The sequence below is a fragment of the Cupriavidus sp. 2TAF22 genome (assembly GCF_052115045.1).
In the GTDB taxonomy this organism is placed as follows: Bacteria; Pseudomonadota; Gammaproteobacteria; order Burkholderiales; family Burkholderiaceae; genus Cupriavidus.
Window position 1 is genome coordinate 16413 of sequence record NZ_JBFRFX010000005.1, and the last position, 19956, is coordinate 36368.

Sequence of the window (19956 nt, forward strand, 5' to 3'; positions counted from 1 at the left end):
GCGATGAAATACCAGTCGACGCGCGGCCACGAGATGCCGCAAACCTTCTCCGAGATCCTGCTGGGCGGCCTGGCGCCGGACGGCGGCCTGTACCTGCCGCAGGAATACCCGCAGGTCACCACCGACGAGCTCGAAGCCTGGCGCAAGCTGTCGTACGCCGATCTCGCCTTCGAAGTCCTGTCGAAGTTCTGCGACGACATCCCGGCCGAGGACCTGCGCGCACTCACGCGCAAGACCTACACCGCCGAGGTGTACTGCAATGCCCGCCCCGGCGACAACACCGCGGACATCACCCCGCTGCGCACGCTGGGTGAGGAGGGCGGTACTCCCCTGCAGCTGCTGGGCCTGTCCAACGGCCCCACGCTGGCCTTCAAGGACATGGCCATGCAGCTGCTCGGCAACCTGTTCGAGTACGCGCTTGCGCGTGCCGGGCAGGAGCTGAACATCCTCGGCGCCACCTCCGGCGATACCGGCAGCGCCGCCGAGTACGCGATGCGCGGCAAGCAAGGCATCCGGGTGTTCATGCTCAGCCCGCACCGCAAGATGAGCGCGTTCCAGACCGCGCAGATGTTCAGCCTGCAGGACCCGAACATCTTCAACCTGGCGGTCGAAGGCGTGTTCGACGATTGCCAGGACATCGTCAAGGCCGTGTCGAACGACCTGGACTACAAGGCCCGCCAGAAGATCGGCACGGTCAACTCGATCAACTGGGCGCGCGTGGTGGCCCAGGTGGTGTACTACTTCAAGGGCTGGCTGCTGGCCACCGACGGCCCGGGCCAGAAGGTCTCCTTCTGCGTGCCATCGGGCAATTTCGGCAATGTCTGCGCCGGCCATATCGCGCGCATGATGGGCCTGCCGATCGACAAGCTGGTGGTGGCCACCAACGAGAACGACGTGCTCGACGAGTTCTTCCGCACCGGCACCTACCGCGTGCGCAAGTCGGCCGAGACGTATCACACCTCCAGCCCGAGCATGGACATCTCGAAGGCCTCGAACTTCGAGCGCTTCGTGTTCGACCTGCTCGGCCGCGATGCCGGCAAGCTGGCCGAGATGTTCCGCGATGTGGACACCAGGGGCGGCTTCGACCTGGCCGGCACGCCGGAATTCGACCGCATCCGCGCCTTCGGCTTCGTCTCGGGCCGCAGCACCCACGAGGACCGCGTCGCCACCATCCGCGACCTGTCCGGACGCTACGGCATCACCATCGATACGCACACCGCCGACGGCGTCAAGGTCGCGCGCGAGCACCTCACCCCCGGCGTGCCGATGGTCGTGCTGGAAACCGCGCTGCCGGCCAAGTTCGCCGACACCATCCGCGAGGCGCTCGGCCACGAGCCGGAGCGGCCGGCCAGCTTCGACGGCATCGAAAAGCTGCCCCAGCGTTTCGAGGTCATGCCGGCCGACGCCGGCAAGATCAAGGCCTTCATCGCCGGCCATACCGGCTTGTAAAGACCATGCCGCCGCCGGCCCGTTGGCCGGGGCGGCGGCAACTCGCTACAATCGGATCTGCCGAGCTGAACCGCACGGCCCGCGCATCGCCCCGCATGTACCGGGGGCGGTACGCGGGCCGTTTCCCATGGGCGACCGTGGGGTTGCCGTCCCACCTAACCGCTTTCGTCATGACCCAAGCCGCCGCGCAAGCCCGTCCCCCCATGCTGACCATGGCCCAGGCCCTCGAAGCCCTGCTGGCCGGCGCCACGCCGCTCGCGCAAGCCGAGCGTATCGCCACGCTGGACGCCAATGGCCGCGTGCTGGCCACGCCCGTGGCGAGCTCGCTGGACGTGCCCCCGGCGGACAACACCTCGATGGACGGCTACGCCGTGCGCAGCGCCGACGTGGCGGCGCCCGGGGCGCGCCTGCGCGTGGCGCAGCGCATTCCCGCGGGCCATGTCGGCACGGCGCTGGCTGCCGGAACCGCCGCGCGCATCTTCACCGGCGGCCTGATCCCGCCGGGTGCCGACGCCGTGGTCATGCAGGAGCAATGCGTGGCGGAGGGCGACGAGGTGATCGTCAACCATGCGCCGCAACCCGGCGAATGGATACGCCGCGCCGGCGAGGATATCCGCTCGGGCAGCGTGATCCTGCCGGCCGGCACGCGGCTGACGCCGCAGGCGCTGGGCCTGGCGGCCTCGGTGGGGCAGGCCGAACTCGACGTGGTGCGGCGCGTCAAGGTCGCCGTCTTCTTCACCGGCGACGAGCTCGCCATGCCCGGCGAGCCGCTCAAGCCGGGCGCCATCTATAACTCCAACCGTTTCACGCTGCGCGGCCTGCTGGAAAAACTCGGCTGCGAGGTCAGCGATTTCGGCATCGTGCCCGACACCCTGGCCGCCACGCGCGACACGCTGCGGCGCGCCGCAGCCGGGCATGACCTGATCATCACGTCGGGCGGCGTCTCGGTGGGCGAGGAAGACCATATCAAGCCGGCGGTGGAAGCCGAAGGGCGCCTCAACCTGTGGCAGATCGCCATCAAGCCGGGCAAGCCGCTGGCCTTTGGCGAGGTCGCGCGCGACGGGCAGGCCCCGGTCTACTTCCTGGGCCTGCCGGGCAACCCGGTGTCCAGCTTCGTGACCTTCCTGCTGTTCGTGCGTCCCTTCATCCTGCGCTTGCAGGGCGTGCAGGACGTGATGCCGCGCCGCCTGCTGCTGCGCGCGGATTTCGACCTGCCCAAGGGCGACCGCCGCAACGAATTCCTGCGCGTGCGCATCAACCAGGCCGGCGGGCTGGAGATGTTCGCCAACCAGAGTTCGGGCGTGCTGACCTCCACCGTGTGGGGCGACGGCCTGGTCGACAACCCGCCGGGCCAGTCGATCGCGCGCGGCGACACCGTGCAGTACATCGCCTTCGATGGACTGGTGGGTTGAGGAGAGCGGCTGCCATGAAGATCGAACTGCGCTTCTTTGCCAGCGTGCGCGAGCAACTGGGCCTGGGGCAGGAACGTGTCGAAGTACCAGCCACGGTGGCCACCGTGGGCGAGTTGCGCCAATGGCTCGGCCAGCGCGGCGGCGCCTGGGCCGAGGTGCTGGCGGAAGGCCGTGCGCTGCGCATGGCGGTTGACCACGACGTGGCGAGTCCTGGCAGCGTGCTGGCCGAAGGCTGCGAAGTGGCCTTCTTTCCGCCGGTCACGGGAGGCTGAGATGAGCGTCAAGGTACAGCGCGAGGATTTCGACCTGGGCGCCGAGGTGGCGGCATTGCGCCAGGACCAGCCGGGCGTGGGCGCGGTGGCCAGCTTCATCGGCACGGTGCGCGATGTCAGCGACGGCGCTGCGGTCAGCGCGATGGAGCTGGAGCACTATCCGGGCATGACCGAGAAGGCGCTGGCCCGCATCGAGGCGGTGGCCCGGGAGCGCTGGGCGCTGCTCGGCGTCACCATCGTGCACCGGGTCGGGCCCTTACTGCCGCTGGACCAGATCGTGCTGGTGGCGGTGGCCTCGGCGCACCGCGGCAACGCCTTCGCCGCCTGCGAATTCATCATGGACTACCTCAAGTCCGAGGCGCCGTTCTGGAAGAAGGAGCAGACCCCGGAGGGCGCGCGCTGGGTCGACGCGCGGGTCACCGACGAGGCTGCATTGCAGCGCTGGGGCATTCGCTCGCTCAATGCCAGCGGGGAGGCGGCCACCGGCGCGCCCGACGCGCAGCGGCAAGATCAGGAAGCCGGGAACTGATGGGCCCGCTCGGATTTGTCGCGGTGGGTGTCGGCGCCGCGGCGGGCGCGTGGCTGCGCTGGCTGTTCTCGGTCATGTGGAATGCGGTCAACCCCGCGCTGCCCTACGGCACGCTGGCCGCCAACCTGGTGGGCGGCTACCTGATCGGCCTTGCCGTGGGATTTTTCGATTCGCATGCCGGACTGCCGGCCGAATGGCGGCTGCTGGCAGTGACCGGTTTTCTCGGCGGACTGACCACCTTCTCCACCTTCTCCAGCGAGGTCGTGGCCAACCTGATGGCCGGCGACTATGGCTGGGCCGTGGTACATCTGCTGCTGCACCTCGGCGGCTCGCTGGCGCTGACCGTGCTTGGCCTGTGGACCTACCGCCTGCTGGCCTGAGCGTCCTGCCGGCGCATCGTCACGGGCGCCAGCCTGCGGCCGCGCCGGACAGCATCGCCAGCAGGGCCGTGTTGAATGCTTCCGGCCGCTCCATATGCGGCGCATGGCCCGTCCCCGGCACGATGGCCAGCCGCGCGGCCGGTTGCAGGGCCTGCGTGGCCTGGCCGACGGCCGGCGCATAGAGGCGGCTGCGCTCTCCATACAGGTGGAACAGCGGCACGCCGGTCTGCGCCAGGGTCTGCCGGTAGTCCCTGCGGGCCATGTCCTCCCACAATGAGGCCAGCGCTTGCGGTGCGCATTGCCCCATGACGGCCTCCAGCCAGGTGGCCCGCGCCAGATCGGGCTGGCTGCCCGCTGCCCACAGTCCATCTCGCACCAAAGCGGCCGTCGCGGGCCAGTCCTGCCGCACGCGCGCGGCCATCTGCGCGGCCAGGGTCGTGTCGTAGCGCCCGTGCAGGCCGTGCTGCCAGTCCGGGCCCGTTACCAGGCACGGCGTCATATCGATGGCGCCGACCGCCGCCAGCGGCAGCGCGGCATGGCTGCGCAGCAACTCCCACGCCGCCATCGCACCCATCGACCATCCCGCCACCGTCACCTCGCGCAGGCCCAGGTGGCGGACCAGCGCCGCCACGTCCGCCGCCAGCCGCGCCACCGTGGCCCGGGCTGCTTGCGGCAGCGCAGCAGACAGGCCATGTCCGGCGTGGTCCGGCGCGATCACCCGCAGGCCCGCCTGCGCCAGCGCGCGCTGGCCGTCGAAGGCTTCGCCCGACAGCGACCAGCCGTGCAGCAGCAGCAGCGCCGGGCCGTTGCCCGCCTCCCGCCAGCCCGGCAGGCCGCCGCGGGCCGGATGGACGTCGAAGTCGGGCGGGGCCGATGCGGCAGGATGGGCGAGCAACGCCGTGCGCGAATCATCCAAGGGCGAGTTCCCGGTCGTTGAGCTGGCTTGTCTCGAACCCGCGGCCGTGGCAGGCTCTGGCTTCGGGAAAGCGATGTATTGACATTCGGATTGCCACGTTTATATCATGAAACATGAATCAGCTATCATGTTTCATGATCCCGGAGCTCTGATGTCCCTGACCGAATCCGGCGCAAGCCAGCCCAAGACCGCGCGCGGCCAGAAGACCCGCGAGGCGCTGCTGCGCGCCGCCGAGAAGGTGTTCGGGGAGAAGGGCTACTACGTGGCGTCGATCTCCGAGATCACGCAGGAGGCCGAGGTGGCGATGGGCACCTTCTACCTCTACTTCAAGGACAAGGAAGACATCTTCCGGGCGCTAGTGCAGCACATGCTGGAACTGGTGCGCGCCCACCTGCGCAAGCACGTCGGGCCGGCGCAGACGCAGATCGAAGCCGAGCGGCTCGGCCTCAAGGCCTTTCTCTCCTTCGTCTCGCGCCACAAGAACCTGTACCGCATCGTGCTGGATTCCTATTCGGTGGACGAAACCATCTACAGCAGCTATTTCCAGGTTTTCGCCGACGTCTACAGCCGGCGCCTGGGCAAGGCCGAAGAGCAGGGCCAGATCTCGCCGGGCGATGCCGAGGTGCGCGCCTGGTGCCTGATCGGCATCAGCAACTTCCTCGGCATGCGCTACGCGCTGTGGAAACGTCCGGCGTCGATGGACAAGGTGGTCGATACCGCCTTCGACATGATTTCCCACGGCCTGGAGGCGCGATGAGCGCGCTGGTGCTGGTCGAGCGCGTCGGCGGCACGGCCGTGGTGCGGCTCAACCGCGCCGTCCGCCACAACAGCCTGGTGCCGGAGTTGCTGGAGCAATTGCTGGCCGCGCTTGAGCGCGTGGAGGCCGATGCCGATGTCCGCGCGGTGGTGCTGGGGCATGCCGGCCGCTCGTTTTCCACGGGCGGCGACGTGGCCGCCTTCGCCGCCCATGCGGCGCAGCGCACGGCGCTCGAGGCCTACGCCCAGCGCCTGCTGGGTTTGCTCAATACGTGCATCCTGCGCCTGGCGGCGTTGCGCTGCCCGGTCATCGCGGCAGTGGAGGGCTGGCTCACCGGCGGCGCGCTGGGCCTGGCGCTGGCCTGCGACATGACGGTGCTCGGCGAGGGCGCGCGCATCGCGCCGTACTACACCGTGGTGGGCTTCAGTCCCGACGGCGGCTGGACGGCGATGCTGCCGCAGATGATCGGCCACGCCCGGGCGCGTGCGATCCAGCTCGAGAACACCACGCTGACCGCCAGCCAGGCCGCGGCGCTCGGCATCGCGACGCACCTGGCGCCTGGTGGCCAGGCCGAGGCCTGCGCGCTGTCGCTGGCGGCCGCACTGAAGGACAAGGTCGCCGGCAGCGTGGCGCACACGCGCGCGCTGCTGCGCTGGGACCCGGAGGCGCTGGCGCACGGCCTGGAGCGCGAGCGCGCGGCCTTCGTGGCGCAGATCGCCAGCGCCGAGGCCGCGGCCGGCATGCGCCGCTTCCTCGGTGCCACGACCCCGTGCTGAGCGGCACGCGCGCAGGAATGCAGCAAGCAGCAAGCAACAAGCTGAAAGCACCGCAAGGCAAGAAGCAGAAGAACAAGCTGTAACGTCAGGCAATACCGTCGCCGATCGTCGGTCGGCAGCCCGATCCGCACCAGCAACAAGAAGAAACATCCAAAGAGGAGACAGGAATGCAACGCAAGCACCAAGCCGCCGGCGCGCTCGCCCTGGCCGGCCTGCTGGCCGCCGTCGGCGTCCAGGCCAAGGACATCCGCATCGCCCACGTCTACGACAAGACCGGCGCGCTCGAAGCTTATGCCAAGCAGACCCAGACCGGGCTGATGATGGGCCTGGAGTACGCCACCAACGGCACCATGGCGGTCAATGGCAACAAGCTGGTGGTGCTGGAGAAGGACACCCAGGGCAAGCCCGACGTGGCCAAGGCGCAGCTGGCCGCCGCCTATAGCGACGACCGCGCCGACATCGCCGTCGGCCCGACCTCCTCGGGCACGGCGCTGGCGATGCTGCCGGTGGCCGAGGAGTACAAGAAGATCCTGCTGGTCGAGCCCGCCGTGGCGGATTCGATCACCGGCGAGAAGTGGAACCGCTATATCTTCCGCACCGGCCGCAATTCCTCGCAGGACGCCATCTCCAACGCGGTGGCGCTGGACAAGCCCGGCGTGCAGATCGCCACGCTGGCACAGGACTACGCCTTCGGCCGCGACGGCGTGAAGGCCTTCAAGGGCGCGCTCAAGAACGCCAAGATCGTCCACGAGGAATACCTGCCCACCAACACCACGGACTTCACCGCCGGCGCGCAGCGCCTGTTCGACTCGCTCAAGGACAAGCCGGGCCGCAAGGTCATCTTCATCATCTGGGCCGGTGCCGGCAACCCGTTCAAGATCGCCGACCTCGATCCCAAGCGCTACGGCATCGAGATCGCCACCGGCGGCAACATCCTGCCGGCCATGACCAGCTACAAGAACTTCCCGGGCATGGAAGGCGCGACCTACTACTACTTCGGCATTCCCAAGAACAAGGCCAACGAGTGGCTGGTCTCCAACCACTACAGCAAGTTCAAGACCCCGCCCGACTTCTTCACCGCAGGCGGCATGGCGGCCGGCATCGCGCTGGTCGAGGCGCTCAAGAAGACCAACGGCGACACCGGTACGGAAAAGCTGATCGGTGCGATGGAGGGAATGTCGTTCGAGACGCCCAAGGGGAAGATGACCTTCCGCAAGGAGGACCACCAGGCCCTGCAGTCCATGTATCACTTCAAGATCAAGGTCGATCCGGCGTTCGCGTGGGGCGTGCCCGAGCTGGTCCGCGAGATCAAGCCCGAGGAGATGAGCGTGCCGGTCCGCAACAAGCGGTGATGACGGTGGGCGCCATTTCCGCCGGCACTTCGGCAGCGCTGCAGCGCGCGGCGGCAGGGCCGCCCGCGCTGGAGACGCGCGACCTCACCATCCGCTTTGGCGGCCATGTGGCCGTGAATGCGGTGTCATGCGCATTCCGCCCCGGCGAGCTGACCTGCATCGTCGGTCCCAATGGCGCGGGCAAGACCACGTACTTCAACCTGATCTCCGGGCAACTGCCGCCCAGCGCCGGCCAGATCCTGCTGGGTGGCGAGGACGTGACCCGCCTGCCGGTGCCGCACAAGGCACGGCGCGGCATCGGCCGCGCCTTCCAGCTGACCAGCCTGTTCCCGAACCTGTCGGTGTTCGAGAACGTGCGGCTGGCGGTACAGGCGCGCCAGCGCGTGGGGCTGGACCTGTGGTCGGTGTGGAGCGGCAACCGCGCCGTGCGTGCAGAGGCCGAGTCCTGCCTGGAGCGCGTGGCCATGGCCGACAAGCGCCATGTGCCGGTGGCCTCGCTGCCGCACGGCGACCAGCGCAAGCTCGAAGTGGGCATCCTGCTGGCATTGCAGCCGCGCATCTTCATGTTCGACGAACCCACCGCCGGCATGAGCGTGGACGAGGTGCCGGTGATCCTCGACCTGATCCAGGAGATCCGGCGCGACAGGAGCAAGACCGTGCTGCTGGTGGAACACAAGATGGACGTGGTGCGTTCGCTGGCCGACCGCATCATCGTGCTGCACAACGGCAACCTGATGGCCGACGGCGACCCTGCCGAGGTGATCGCCTCGCCGATCGTGCAGCAGGCCTATCTCGGCATCGCCGGCGCGCAGGGCGACGAGATGGCACCCGCGCAGGAGGGCAGCCATGGCTGAGCAGGCGGCATCTCCCATCCTGAGCCTGGATGGCGTACACACGCATATCGGCCCGTACCACATCCTGCACGGCGTGAGCTTCGCGGTGCCGCGCGGCGGCGTGACCATGCTGCTGGGACGCAACGGCGCCGGCAAGACCACCACGCTGCGCACCATCATGAACCTGTGGCAGGCCGGCGAGGGGCGCATCGATTTCGACGGCGCCGACATCACGCGCCGGGGCACCCCGCGCGTGGCGCAGGCCGGCATTGCCTACGTGCCGGAAAACATGAGCGTGTTCGCCGAACTGACCGTGGCGGAAAACATGCGCCTGGCCGCGCGCAGCGGCGCCATCGACACGCAACGCCTGGAATGGGTGTTCCGCATGTTTCCGGCGCTGAAGATCTTCTGGCACCAGCGCGCCGGCGTGCTCTCCGGCGGCCAGAAGCAGATGCTGTCGGTGGCGCGCGCGATCATCGAGCCGCGCAAGCTGCTGATCGTCGACGAGCCCACCAAGGGCCTGGCGCCGGCCATCATCCAGAACATGATCACGGTGTTCCGCGAGCTCAAGCAGACCGACGTCTCGATCCTGCTGGTGGAGCAGAACTTCCACATGGCCAAGTCGGTGGGCGATACGGTGGCGGTGATGGACGACGGCCGCGTGGTGCACACCGGCAGCATGGCGGCGCTGGCGGATGACGATGCGCTGCAGCAACGCCTGCTGGGCTTGTCGCTGGCGGCGCATCAGTAGGCTTTTCCTGTCCGCGCTCCCGCCTGCGGGAGCGGGGCAGGGGAGAGCAACCGTGTCAAGCGGGGCACTTCAAGCGGGGCGCGGACAATAGCAGCGTGAGAGGCGGCGGCCCATTGCCGGCTTCATGCCAGAACGTAGAGATCGGGACCGAGACAATGGCGAGTACAAGCACCTTACCCACCACGCCGGCCGCGCCGGCGGACCTGCCCAAGGTCCGCCTCGACTGGACCCCGCTGGCGCTGGCGCCGCTGCTGATGCTGCTGGCCTATCCCCTGGTGGGCAGCGGCTCGACCTGGCTGACGCTGACCATCGCCGGCCTGGCCATGGGCATGATCGTGTTCGTGGTGTCGTCCGGCCTGACGCTGGTGTTCGGCCTGATGGACGTGCTCAACTTCGGCCACGGCGCCTTCATCGCGCTCGGCGCCTATGTGGCGGCATCGGTGTTGCTGCCGCTGGGCGGCTGGGTCGAGGCCGACAGCCTGGCGCTCAATCTTGCGGTGTTCGGCCTGGCCATCGTGGCGGCGATGGTCGCGGCGGGCATTGTCGGCTTCCTGTTCGAGCGCGTGGTAGTGCGTCCGGTGTACGGGCAGCATCTCAAGCAGATCCTGATCACCATGGGCGGCATGATCGTGGCCGAGCAGCTGATCAAGGCCATCTGGGGCGCGGAGACCATCGCGCTGCAGGTGCCCACCACCTTCCGCGGCGCGGTGCTGCTGGGCGACGCCGCCATCGAGAAATATCGCCTGATCGCAGTGGTGCTCGGCCTGGCGGTCTTCATCGCCATGCTGCTGGTGCTCAACCGCACGCGCATCGGCCTGCTGATCCGCGCGGGCGTGGAGAACCGCGAGATGGTGGAGTCGCTCGGCTACCGCATCCGCCTGCTGTTCATCGGCGTGTTCGTGGTCGGTGCCGGCCTGGCCGGCATGGGCGGCGTGCTGTGGGGGCTGTACCAGCAGAACATCACGGCGTCGATCGGCGCGCAGGTCAACGTGCTGATCTTCATCGTCATCATCATCGGCGGGCTCGGCTCGACCACCGGCTGTTTCGTCGGCGCATTGCTGGTGGGGCTGATGGCCAACTACACTGGTTTTCTGTTCCCCAAGCTGGCGCTGTTCTCCAACATCCTGCTGATGGTGATGATCCTGCTGTGGCGTCCGCAGGGACTGTATCCGGTAGCCAGGCGCTGAGCCCCGAGGAAAATGCGATGACCCGACTCCTTTCCGGCGACCTGCCGCGCAGCCGCGTGCTGACCGTCATCCTGGTGGCGATGCTGCTAGCGCTGGCCTGCGCGCCGTTCCTGTTCCCCGGCGCGCGCGCGCTCAACATGGCGGCCAAGATCTGTGTCTTCGTGGTGCTGGTGGCCAGCTACGACCTGCTGCTCGGCTATACCGGCATCGTCTCCTTCGCCCACACCATGTTCTTCGGCATCGGCGGCTACGGCGTGGCGATCGCCATGTCGCGGCTCGAGCCGGGCTGGGGCGCGCTGGCGCTCGGCACCGTGGGCGCGCTGCTGGTGTCGATGGCGCTGGCTTTCCTGATCGGGCTGTTCTCGCTGCGGGTGAGGGCGATCTTCTTCGCCATGATCACGCTGGCCGTGGCCACCGCCTTTGCCACGCTGGTATCGCAGCTGTCCGAGTGGACCGGCGGCGAGGACGGCATCACCTTCAAGGTGCCCGAGATCTTCACGCCGGGCTTCACGCTGGGAGACGCCGAGTGGTTCGGCGTGCCGCTCAACGGCAAGCTGTTCTCCTACTACTTCGTGTTCGCCGGCGCGCTGGCCTTGTTCCTGTTGCTGCTGCGCGTGGTGAACTCGCCGTTCGGGCGCGTGCTGCAGGCCATCCGCGAAAACGACTTCCGGGCCGAGGCGATCGGCTACCGCACCGTGGTCTACCGCACCGTATCCACCGTGCTGTCGGCCGCCTTCGCCACGCTGGCCGGCGTGCTGATGGCGCTCTGGCTGCGCTACAACGGTCCGGACACCTCGCTGTCGTTCGAGATCATGGTGGATATCCTGCTGATCGTGGTGATCGGTGGCATGGGCACGCTGTACGGCGCTATCATCGGCACCACGCTGTTCCTGGTGGCGCAGACCTACCTGCAGGACGTGATGAAGCTGGCCAGCGACGGCACCGCGGCGATCCCGCTGCTGTCCGGCCTGTTGCACCCGGATCGCTGGCTGCTGTGGCTGGGGCTGCTGTTCATCCTCAGCGTGTATTACTTCCCGCAGGGCATCGTCGGCCGCCTGCGCGGCGACCGGGCCGAACACGAGGTAGCCTCCTAGACTGGTACTGCGCGCAAGATAAAAGACAACGGGAGACCCTGCACATGTACGTCGTCGACTGGCTGCACAAGAACGCCCGGCACACCCCGGACAAGATCGCGCTGGTCGACGTGCAGAGCGGCCGCACGGTGACGTACCGCCGGTTCGACGAGCGCGCCAGCCGCTTTGCCGAGTATCTCGGCGAGCATCTGCGGCTGGCGCCCGGCGCCCGCGTGGCGGTGCTGGCGCACAACAGCTCGGATTACCTCGAAATGCTGTATGGCTGCGCCAAGGCGGGCATGGTGATGGTCTGCCTGAACTGGCGCCTGCCCGAGGCCGAGCTGCTGCCCATCCTGGAGGATTGTTCGCCCGAGGTGCTGGTCGCCGGCGACGGCTTTCTCGCCACCGCCATCGCCCTGAGCCGCGCCATGCCGCTGCGCGCCGTGCTGCATATGGCCGACGACGAAAGCGCGGACGTGCCCGGCGGTTGGACCGAGTACGAGACGGTGCTGGCGCGCGCGTCCGGCCGCGTCATCGAGATGCCCTGCCGCGACGAACACGAAATCTGGCACCTGCTCTACACCTCCGGCACCACCGGCCGGCCCAAGGGCGTGATCCAGACCTACGGCATGGTTTTCTTCAATGCCGTGAACGCCATGCTGGCCAACAAGATCACGCGCGACGACGTGTTCCTGAACGTGCTGCCGTTCTTCCACACCGGCGGGCTCAACCTCTACGCCAACCCGGTGCTGCATGCCGGCGGCACCGTGCACATCATGCGGCAGTTCGATGCCGCGGTGACCCTGCGCAAGCTCGATGCGGCCGCCGGCACGCACGCGGGGGCGGGCATCACGATGTTCTTCGCGGTGCCCGCGGTCTACCTCTTCCTGAGCCAGCACGCGGGCTTCGCCGCGGCGGATTTCTCGCGCGTGCGCAATATGTCCGCCGGCGGCTCGCCGGTGCCGCGCCCGCTGCTGGAGGCCTACCTCGCCAAGGGCGTGACGATCTGCTTCGGCTTCGGCATGACCGAGACCGGGCCCACCGTATTCGTCTGCGACGAGGCCACCGCGCGCCGCAAGATCGGCACCATCGGCAAGCCGGTAGGCTCGATGCTCACGCGCGTGGTGGACCCGCTCGGCTACGACGTGGCGCCCGGCGAACGCGGCGAGCTGCTGATCAAGGGCCCCGGCGTCACACCCGGCTACTGGAACCTGCCGCAGGCCACGGCTGCCGCCATCCGCGACGGCTGGCTGTACTCGGGCGACATCGCCTATATGGATGAAGAGGGCGACTACTACATCATCGACCGCGCCAAGGACATGTTTATCTCCGGCGGGGAGAACGTCTATCCTGCCGAAGTGGAGAACGCGCTGTTCCAGCTCGCCGCGGTGGCCGAGGCCGCTGTCATCGGCGTGCCGGACGCGCGCTGGGGCGAGGTCGGCATGGCGCTGGTAGTGGCCCGGCCCGGCCAGGCGCTCGATGCCGAGGCGCTGCTCGCGCATTGCCGCGCCACGCTGGCCGGATACAAGGTGCCGCGGCACGTGCGCTTGATCGAGGCGCTGCCGCGCACCCCGTCCGGCAAGGTGGAGAAGCACAAGCTGCGCGCGCGCTTCGCGCCGTCCTGAGCGGCCAGGGGCTCGCGCGGCAAGGGGTTGCAGTATTGGGAAAGCAGTTGGCGTAATGCGTTATCCGATCAAGCAAGCATGCAAAAAGGGGCACGATATGTGGCGCGAGTTTGCAGTGAGTATCGGTGGTACCGTTCGGCCAGTCTGGAGCGCAACGCGGGCGCGGCTCGCGCTGGCCGGCGCGGCCGGCCTTCTGCTGGCCGCGTGCGGTGGCGGCAACAATAACAACAGCGGCAACGGCAATCCCAATATCAAGCCGGTCAATATCGGCACGGTGACCATCAAGAGCTACGACGGCAACACCGACGACCTGCTGACCGCCGGCCTCGGCAAGGACGGCCTGGCATCGGCCACCGCGCCGTTGCCGCTGAACCCGGCGGCGCCCACTGCGGTCGAACTGCGCCGCTATGCCATCTACACCAACTACCGCGCGCTGGTGGATACCACCACGGGCGGCGGCTTCGGCTCGCTGTACGGCCCCAACGTGGACGCCCAGGGCAACGTCACCGCCAGCCAGGGCAAGGTGGCGGGGCGCGAGTACCTGGCGTTCTCGGACGACGGCAGCGGCAAGCAGAACGTCACGATGCTGGTGCAGATCCCCGACAGCTTCAACGTCGCCAAGCCCTGCCTGATCACCGCCACCTCGTCCGGCTCGCGCGGCGTCTATGGCGCCATCTCCACCGGCGAATGGGCGCTCAAGCGCGGTTGCGCGGTGGCCTACACCGACAAAGGCACCGGTGCTGCACCGCACGACCTGGATACCGATACCGTGCCGCTGATCGACGGCACGCGCGCACCGCGCAGCACCGCCGGCGCCAATGCGCAGTTCGCCGCGCCGTTCCCGACCACCACCCTGGCCGCGTTCAACGCGCTCGCGCCGCACCGCCTGGCGTTCAAGCATGCGCATTCGCAGCGCAATCCCGAAAAGGACTGGGGCGCCTTCACGTTGCAGGCCGCGCAGTTTGCCCTGTGGGCGCTCAACGACCGCTTCGGCACGGTGGCCTCCGACGGCACGCGCGAGCGCTCGTTCGCCCCTGAGACGGTGGTGGTGATCGCGTCGAGCGTCTCCAACGGCGGCGGCGCAGCCATTGCGGCGGCCGAGCAGGACACCCAGGGCCTGATCGACGGCGTGGCCGTGGGCGAGCCCAACCTCAACCTGCCCGCCGTCACTGGCGTGACCGTCACGCGCGGCGGCGCGCCGGTCCTTGCGTCGGGCCGCACGCTCTACGACTACACCACCACGGCCAACCTGCTGCAGCTGTGCACGTCGCAGGCGGTGGCACTGGTGAACGCGCCGGCCGTGAGCCTGTACGGCCTGCCTGCCGTGGCGCTGGCCCAGCCGGCGCTCAACCGCTGCCAGTCGCTGGTCAGCGCAGGCATCATCACCGGCCCCGACACCGCCACCCAGGCCGCCAACGCGCTGCAGGCGCTGCACGACGCGGGCTGGGAGGCCGAGTCGGACGTGCTCCATCCCTCGCTGGCCCTGTTCGAAGTGGCCAATGCGGTTTCGGTGACCTTCGCCAATGCGCTTGCGCGGGCCAGCGTGACGGACCGCCTGTGCGGCTTGAGCTTCGCCGCCACCGGCACGGCGGTGCTGACGCCGGCGGTCATCGCGCCCGAGGTGCTCAATATCCTGTACGCGACCGGCAACGGCGTGCCACCCGCGGCCGGCGTGCAACTGATCAACGACAACAACCCGGGCGGCCCGCTGCGCGACATCTATTCCAAGTCGCCCGGCAACGGCGTGGCCGACGCCAACCTCGACGGCGCGCGCTGCCTGCGCGGGCTGCTCAGCGGCGCCGATGCCCAGTCCCAGGCGCTGCAGGCGGGCCTGGCGCAGACGCTGCGCTCGGGCAACCTGCACGGCAAGCCGGCCATCATCGTGCATGGCCGCAGTGACGCCTTGCTGCCGGTCAACCACACCTCGCGGCCCTACCTTGGCTACAACAACCTGCAGGAGGGCGGCGCCAGCAAGCTGTCCTATATCGAGGTGACCAACGGCCAGCACTTCGATAGCTTCATCGGCGCGGTGGCCGGCTATGACAACCGCTTCATCCCGCTGCACGTCTACCTGAACCGTGCGCTGGATGCGGTGTACGCCAACCTCACCGCCGGCACTGCGCTGCCGCCGTCGCAGGTCGTGCGCACCGTCGCGCGTGGCGGCACCCTCTCTCCCGCGCCCACCATCCTGCCCACCAATCTGCCGCCGTTCGCCGCCGTCCCGGCCAATGCCGACCGGATCACGGTCACCGGCGGCACCGTAGAGGTACCCAACTGATGAAGGCATCCAGCCCGCGCATCCTGACGCAGGAGGACTTCGATCGCTTCGCCCGGCTCTCGCGCGACGACAATCCCATCCACTGCGACCCGGCGTTCGCCAGCACCACGCATTTCGGCGCCACGGTGGCGCACGGCATGCTGCTGTTCTCGTTGCTGTGCGCCCAGATGCGGCGCAGCAACCCGCGTCCCGTGCTGCCGATCGGGCAGACGCTGATGTTCCCGCGGCCCACCTTCGTCGGCGACGGCGTGGCGGCCGTGCTGGTGCTCGACGACACGCCGGGGCGCGACCGGATTGCCCTGGATACCGAGATCCGCTGCGTGCAGCGCGGGCGTGCGCGCACGCCCGAGTCCGATGAGCAGGTTACGGCACAGGGCGACGCCGTCCTGCTGGTCGACGCCACGGCCGCCGCGCTGGCCGAGGCCCAGCGCCATGATGGGGACGATGCCGTACAGTCCGCCGTCGCCGGCGACGGCACGCTCTACCATCTCAGCATGGGCCAGGAGGCGTCGGCGATACGTACCTTCAGTGCCGCGGATATCGACGAGTACGTATCCCTGACCGACGACGGCAATCGCTTCTACACCGATCCGGTGTTTGCCCGCAGCCGGGGCTTCGGCGGCGCCATCGTGCCGCTGCCATTGCTGGCCGGGATGTTCTCCGACCTGCTTGGCACCCGCCTGCCGGGCCGGGGCACCGGCTGGATGAAGCAGTCGCTGCGGCTGCGCTCGCCGGCGCGGCTGGGCGAGCAGCTGACCGCCTCGGTGCGCATCGTGCGCCTGCGCGGCGACAAGGATCTGGTCAACCTGGCCACTGTGATCTCGGGCGACGACGGTCGCGTGGTGCTGGCCGGCGAAGCGCTGGTGCTGGTGCGCAACCTGGAGGACAAGCGGGCGCCGGTCGCAGCCTGAGGAGGCCCTCCGGGCACGCGCGACGGAGTATCTCCCGCGCCACACCCCGGTGCCCCAAAAACGGGCCGCCGGCCCTTGAAAAGTCGGCGCTGAGCCTTATCTTTCGGAAAGACATCCAGTGTCCGGACCCCAGGGGGATCGGCAGGCCGGGGCGCATCCGCCCCGCCTCCCGCATCAGGACACGCATCCGAGAAAGAGGGCATCCTAAATGCGACTAGACAAACTGACTACCCGATTCCAGGAAGCGCTGGCAGATGCGCAAAGCCTGGCCATCGGCAACGACAACCAATACATCGATCCGCTGCACGTCTTGCGCGCCCTGCTGGCGCAGAATGACGGTGCCGCGCGCGGCCTGCTGGCGCGCGCCGGGGTCAACGTGAATGGCCTGACCACCGCGCTCGACGCCGCCATCAAGCGCCTGCCGCAGATCCAGGGCAACAGCGAAGTCCAGGTTGGGCGCGAACTCAACGCGCTGTTCAATGCGACCGAGAAGGAAGCCATCAAGCGCGGCGACCAGTTCATCGCCAGCGAACTGTTCCTGCTCGCCGTGGCCGACGACAAGGGCGAGGCCGGCCGCGTCGCGCGCGAGAACGGCCTGTCGCGCAAGTCGCTGGAATCCGCCATCGAGACCGTGCGCGGCGGCGATGCCGTCAACAGCGCCGATGCGGAAACCCAGCGCGAAGCGCTCAAGAAGTACACCGTGGACCTCACCGAGCGTGCCCGCATCGGCAAGCTCGACCCGGTCATCGGCCGCGACGACGAGATCCGCCGCGCCATCCAGATCCTGCAGCGCCGCACCAAGAACAATCCCGTGCTGATCGGCGAGCCGGGCGTGGGCAAGACCGCCATCGTGGAAGGCCTGGCCCAGCGCATCGTCAACGGCGAAGTGCCCGAGAGCCTGAAGAACAAGCGCGTGCTGGTGCTCGACATGGCCGGCCTGCTGGCCGGCGCCAAGTACCGCGGCGAGTTCGAGGAACGCCTCAAGGCCGTGCTGTCGGACATCGCCAAGGACGAAGGCCAGACCATCGTCTTCATCGATGAGATCCATACCATGGTGGGCGCGGGCAAGGCCGAGGGCGCCATCGACGCCGGCAATATGCTCAAGCCCGCGCTGGCGCGCGGCGAGCTGCACTGCATCGGCGCCACCACGCTGGACGAGTATCGCAAGTACATCGAAAAGGACGCCGCGCTGGAGCGCCGCTTCCAGAAGGTGCTGGTCGACGAGCCGAGCGTGGAGGCCACCATCGCCATCCTGCGCGGGCTGCAGGAGAAGTACGAACTGCACCACGGCGTGGAGATCACCGACCCGGCCATCGTCGCCGCGGCGGAGCTGTCGCACCGCTACATCACCGACCGCTTCCTGCCGGACAAGGCCATCGACCTGATCGACGAGGCCGGCGCGCGCATCAAGATGGAGATCGACTCCAAGCCCGAGGTGATGGACAAGCTCGAGCGCCGCACCATCCAGCTCAAGATCGAGCGCGAGGCCGTCAAGCGGGAGACCGACGAGGCCTCGAAGAAGCGGCTCGAGCTGATCGAGCAGGAAATCACGCGCCTGGAGAAGGAGTACGCCGATCTCGAGGAAATCTGGAAGGCCGAGAAGGGTGCCGCCCAGGGCGCGGCCGCGCTCAAGGAAGAGATCGACAAGATCCGCCTGGAGATCACGCGCCTGCAGCGCGAAGGCAAGCTCGACAAGGTGGCCGAGCTGCAGTACGGCAAGCTGCCCGAGCTCGAAGGCAAGCTCAAGGCCGCCACGGTGGCCGAAGCCAGCGAGCAGAAGCAGCCCAACAAGCTGCTGCGCACGCAGGTCGGCGCCGAGGAAATCGCCGAGGTGGTCAGCCGCGCGACCGGCATCCCGGTCTCGCGCATGATGCAGGGCGAGCGCGAGAAGCTGATCAAGATGGAGGACTACCTGCACCGCCGCGTGGTGGGGCAGGACGAGGCCGTGCGCCTGGTGTCCGACGCCATCCGCCGCTCGCGTGCCGGCCTGGCCGACGAGAACAAGCCCTATGGCTCGTTCCTGTTCCTCGGCCCCACCGGCGTGGGCAAGACCGAGCTGTGCAAGGCGCTGGCGGAGTTCCTGTTCGATTCGCAGGACCACCTGATCCGCATCGACATGAGCGAATTCATGGAGAAGCACAGCGTGAGCCGGCTGATCGGCGCGCCGCCGGGATACGTGGGCTACGAAGAGGGCGGCTACCTGACCGAGGCGGTGCGCCGCAAGCCGTACAGCGTGGTGCTGCTCGACGAAGTCGAGAAGGCCCACCCGGACGTCTTCAACGTGCTGCTGCAGGTGCTGGACGACGGCCGCCTGACCGACGGGCAGGGCCGCACGGTGGACTTCAAGAACACCGTGATCGTGATGACCTCGAACCTCGGTTCGCAGATCATCCAGGCGATGTCCGGCGAGCCGCACGAGGCGGTCAAGGGCGCGGTATGGCAGGAAGTGAAGACCCATTTCCGCCCCGAGTTCCTCAACCGGATCGACGAGGTGGTGGTGTTCCACTCGCTCGACCAGCAGCATATCGAGTCGATCGCACGCATCCAGCTCGAACGGCTGCGGGCACGGCTGGCACGCATGGACATGGCGCTCGAAGTCAGCGAGGCGGCGGTCGCCAAGATCGCCAGCGCAGGCTACGACCCGGTGTTCGGCGCGCGTCCGCTCAAGCGCGCGATCCAGCAGCAGATCGAGAATCCGGTGGCGCGCGCCATCCTGGAAGGCCGGTTTGCCGCCAAGGACGTGGTGCCGGTGGACTACCGCGATGGTGAGTTCACCCTCGGCGCCGCCAAGGTGGAGTGAGGTCCGGGATGCCGGCAAGGGTGCCGGCCGCCTGGCGGCCGCATCCCTTGAGGCAAGGTGTTGCCCAAACAGAAAAACCGCCCTGCATGGGGCGGTTTTTCTTTGTAATAAGAACTAACGATTTGCTGCCTGGGCCAGGTGCCGATGTCGTGACAGCGCAACAGCGCAACAGCAGCGCGGCCCGCTCAGCGATGGTACCCGTGCTGATGGTGATACGCGTACCAGTCGCGGCGCGCCCACCAGCGGCCACCGTCCCAGTACCTGTCGCCGTGCCAGCCGATCACGATCGCGGGCCCCGGCGCGACCACCACGGGTGCCGGTCCATAGACCACCGGCGGCGCCGGGTAGGCCACGGCCGGAGGCGGACCATAGCCGGGCGGCGGCCCGTAGCCCGGAGGCGGCCCGTAGACCGGGGCCGGGGGCGGCGCATAGACCGGCGCCGGGACATAGACCGGTGCCGGCGCCACGACCACCGGCGCGGGCACGCCGATGTTCAGGTCGACATCGACACGTGCCAGCGCAGGCTGGGAGACCGCCCAGGCCAGCGCTCCGATACCCAGCGCGTAGCAGAAACCTTGCTTCATTTTTTGTCCTCGTCATGCAATAGCCGTGACCTGACTTTAGTCCTGCCGCGAGCCCAGGGGGGGATACAACT

Annotated in this window: 18 protein-coding genes; 16 read left to right on the plus strand and 2 right to left on the minus strand. The window is 68.4% G+C overall.

Annotation, left to right across the window (positions count from 1 at the left end; genetic code table 11):
- The first annotated feature begins 3 nt into the window (after positions 1 to 3).
- The 5 genes from thrC (at position 4) to crcB (ending at position 4042) form a co-directional block, all read left to right on the plus strand.
- The gene (thrC, locus tag AB4Z48_RS07855; RefSeq protein WP_441613346.1) at positions 4 to 1449 is read left to right on the plus strand and encodes a threonine synthase; all 1446 of its coding nucleotides are present in this window, start codon (positions 4 to 6) and stop codon (positions 1447 to 1449) included.
- A 170-nt stretch (positions 1450 to 1619) separates the two neighbouring features.
- Positions 1620 to 2861 carry a molybdopterin molybdotransferase MoeA gene (locus AB4Z48_RS07860; protein WP_441613347.1) on the plus strand — a complete coding sequence of 414 codons (1242 nt, stop codon included), beginning with the start codon at positions 1620 to 1622 and terminating at the stop codon, positions 2859 to 2861.
- Between the two features lie 14 nt (positions 2862 to 2875).
- Positions 2876 to 3133 (plus strand): molybdopterin converting factor subunit 1, encoded by a 258-nt coding sequence (gene moaD / locus AB4Z48_RS07865; RefSeq protein WP_441613348.1) that lies wholly within the window; start codon positions 2876 to 2878, stop codon positions 3131 to 3133.
- A 1-nt stretch (position 3134) separates the two neighbouring features.
- Positions 3135 to 3662: a molybdopterin synthase catalytic subunit MoaE gene (gene moaE, locus AB4Z48_RS07870; RefSeq protein ID WP_441613349.1), complete on the plus strand. Its 528-nt coding sequence runs from the start codon at positions 3135 to 3137 to the stop codon at positions 3660 to 3662.
- The gene (gene crcB / locus AB4Z48_RS07875) at positions 3662 to 4042 is read left to right on the plus strand and encodes a fluoride efflux transporter CrcB (protein WP_441613350.1); all 381 of its coding nucleotides are present in this window, start codon (positions 3662 to 3664) and stop codon (positions 4040 to 4042) included. Before moaE ends, crcB begins: the two co-directional genes overlap by 1 nt.
- Before the next feature lie 19 nt (positions 4043 to 4061).
- Here crcB and AB4Z48_RS07880 read toward each other — a convergent pair whose 3' ends face one another.
- Positions 4062 to 4958, minus strand: a complete 897-nt coding sequence (locus AB4Z48_RS07880; RefSeq protein ID WP_441613351.1) for an alpha/beta fold hydrolase — start codon at positions 4956 to 4958, stop codon at positions 4062 to 4064.
- A 151-nt stretch (positions 4959 to 5109) separates the two neighbouring features.
- Here AB4Z48_RS07880 and AB4Z48_RS07885 point away from each other — a divergent pair, with 151 nt between their 5' ends.
- From AB4Z48_RS07885 to clpB, 11 genes are all read left to right on the plus strand, one after another.
- Positions 5110 to 5715, plus strand: a complete 606-nt coding sequence (locus AB4Z48_RS07885; RefSeq protein WP_441613352.1) for a TetR/AcrR family transcriptional regulator — start codon at positions 5110 to 5112, stop codon at positions 5713 to 5715.
- Positions 5712 to 6491 (plus strand): enoyl-CoA hydratase/isomerase family protein, encoded by a 780-nt coding sequence (locus AB4Z48_RS07890; RefSeq protein WP_441613353.1) that lies wholly within the window; start codon positions 5712 to 5714, stop codon positions 6489 to 6491. Before AB4Z48_RS07885 ends, AB4Z48_RS07890 begins: the two co-directional genes overlap by 4 nt.
- A gap of 167 nt (positions 6492 to 6658) precedes the next feature.
- Entirely contained in the window at positions 6659 to 7843 is a 1185-nt protein-coding gene (locus AB4Z48_RS07895; protein WP_441613355.1) for a substrate-binding domain-containing protein, read from the plus strand.
- A gap of 14 nt (positions 7844 to 7857) precedes the next feature.
- The gene (locus tag AB4Z48_RS07900) at positions 7858 to 8697 is read left to right on the plus strand and encodes an ABC transporter ATP-binding protein (RefSeq protein WP_441613569.1); all 840 of its coding nucleotides are present in this window, start codon (positions 7858 to 7860) and stop codon (positions 8695 to 8697) included.
- Positions 8690 to 9427, plus strand: a complete 738-nt coding sequence (locus tag AB4Z48_RS07905; protein ID WP_441613356.1) for an ABC transporter ATP-binding protein — start codon at positions 8690 to 8692, stop codon at positions 9425 to 9427. Before AB4Z48_RS07900 ends, AB4Z48_RS07905 begins: the two co-directional genes overlap by 8 nt.
- Before the next feature lie 155 nt (positions 9428 to 9582).
- Complete coding sequence (locus AB4Z48_RS07910; protein WP_441613357.1) at positions 9583 to 10614, plus strand: branched-chain amino acid ABC transporter permease; 1032 nt, start codon at positions 9583 to 9585, stop codon at positions 10612 to 10614.
- Between the two features lie 17 nt (positions 10615 to 10631).
- Positions 10632 to 11708 carry a branched-chain amino acid ABC transporter permease gene (locus tag AB4Z48_RS07915; protein ID WP_441613358.1) on the plus strand — a complete coding sequence of 359 codons (1077 nt, stop codon included), beginning with the start codon at positions 10632 to 10634 and terminating at the stop codon, positions 11706 to 11708.
- Positions 11709 to 11752: 44 nt separating this feature from the next.
- Positions 11753 to 13312, plus strand: a complete 1560-nt coding sequence (locus AB4Z48_RS07920) for an acyl-CoA synthetase (RefSeq protein ID WP_441613359.1) — start codon at positions 11753 to 11755, stop codon at positions 13310 to 13312.
- A 121-nt stretch (positions 13313 to 13433) separates the two neighbouring features.
- Positions 13434 to 15590: a D-(-)-3-hydroxybutyrate oligomer hydrolase gene (locus AB4Z48_RS07925; protein WP_441613570.1), complete on the plus strand. Its 2157-nt coding sequence runs from the start codon at positions 13434 to 13436 to the stop codon at positions 15588 to 15590.
- On the plus strand, positions 15590 to 16501 hold the full coding sequence (locus tag AB4Z48_RS07930; RefSeq protein WP_441613360.1) for a MaoC/PaaZ C-terminal domain-containing protein: 912 nt from the start codon (positions 15590 to 15592) through the stop codon (positions 16499 to 16501). The genes AB4Z48_RS07925 and AB4Z48_RS07930 overlap by 1 nt, the downstream gene beginning before the upstream one ends.
- Positions 16502 to 16709: 208 nt before the next feature.
- Complete coding sequence (gene clpB, locus AB4Z48_RS07935) at positions 16710 to 19301, plus strand: ATP-dependent chaperone ClpB (protein ID WP_441613361.1); 2592 nt, start codon at positions 16710 to 16712, stop codon at positions 19299 to 19301.
- A gap of 185 nt (positions 19302 to 19486) precedes the next feature.
- Here clpB and AB4Z48_RS07940 read toward each other — a convergent pair whose 3' ends face one another.
- Entirely contained in the window at positions 19487 to 19885 is a 399-nt protein-coding gene (locus AB4Z48_RS07940; protein ID WP_441613362.1) for a hypothetical protein, read from the minus strand.
- Positions 19886 to 19956 lie beyond the last annotated feature (71 nt).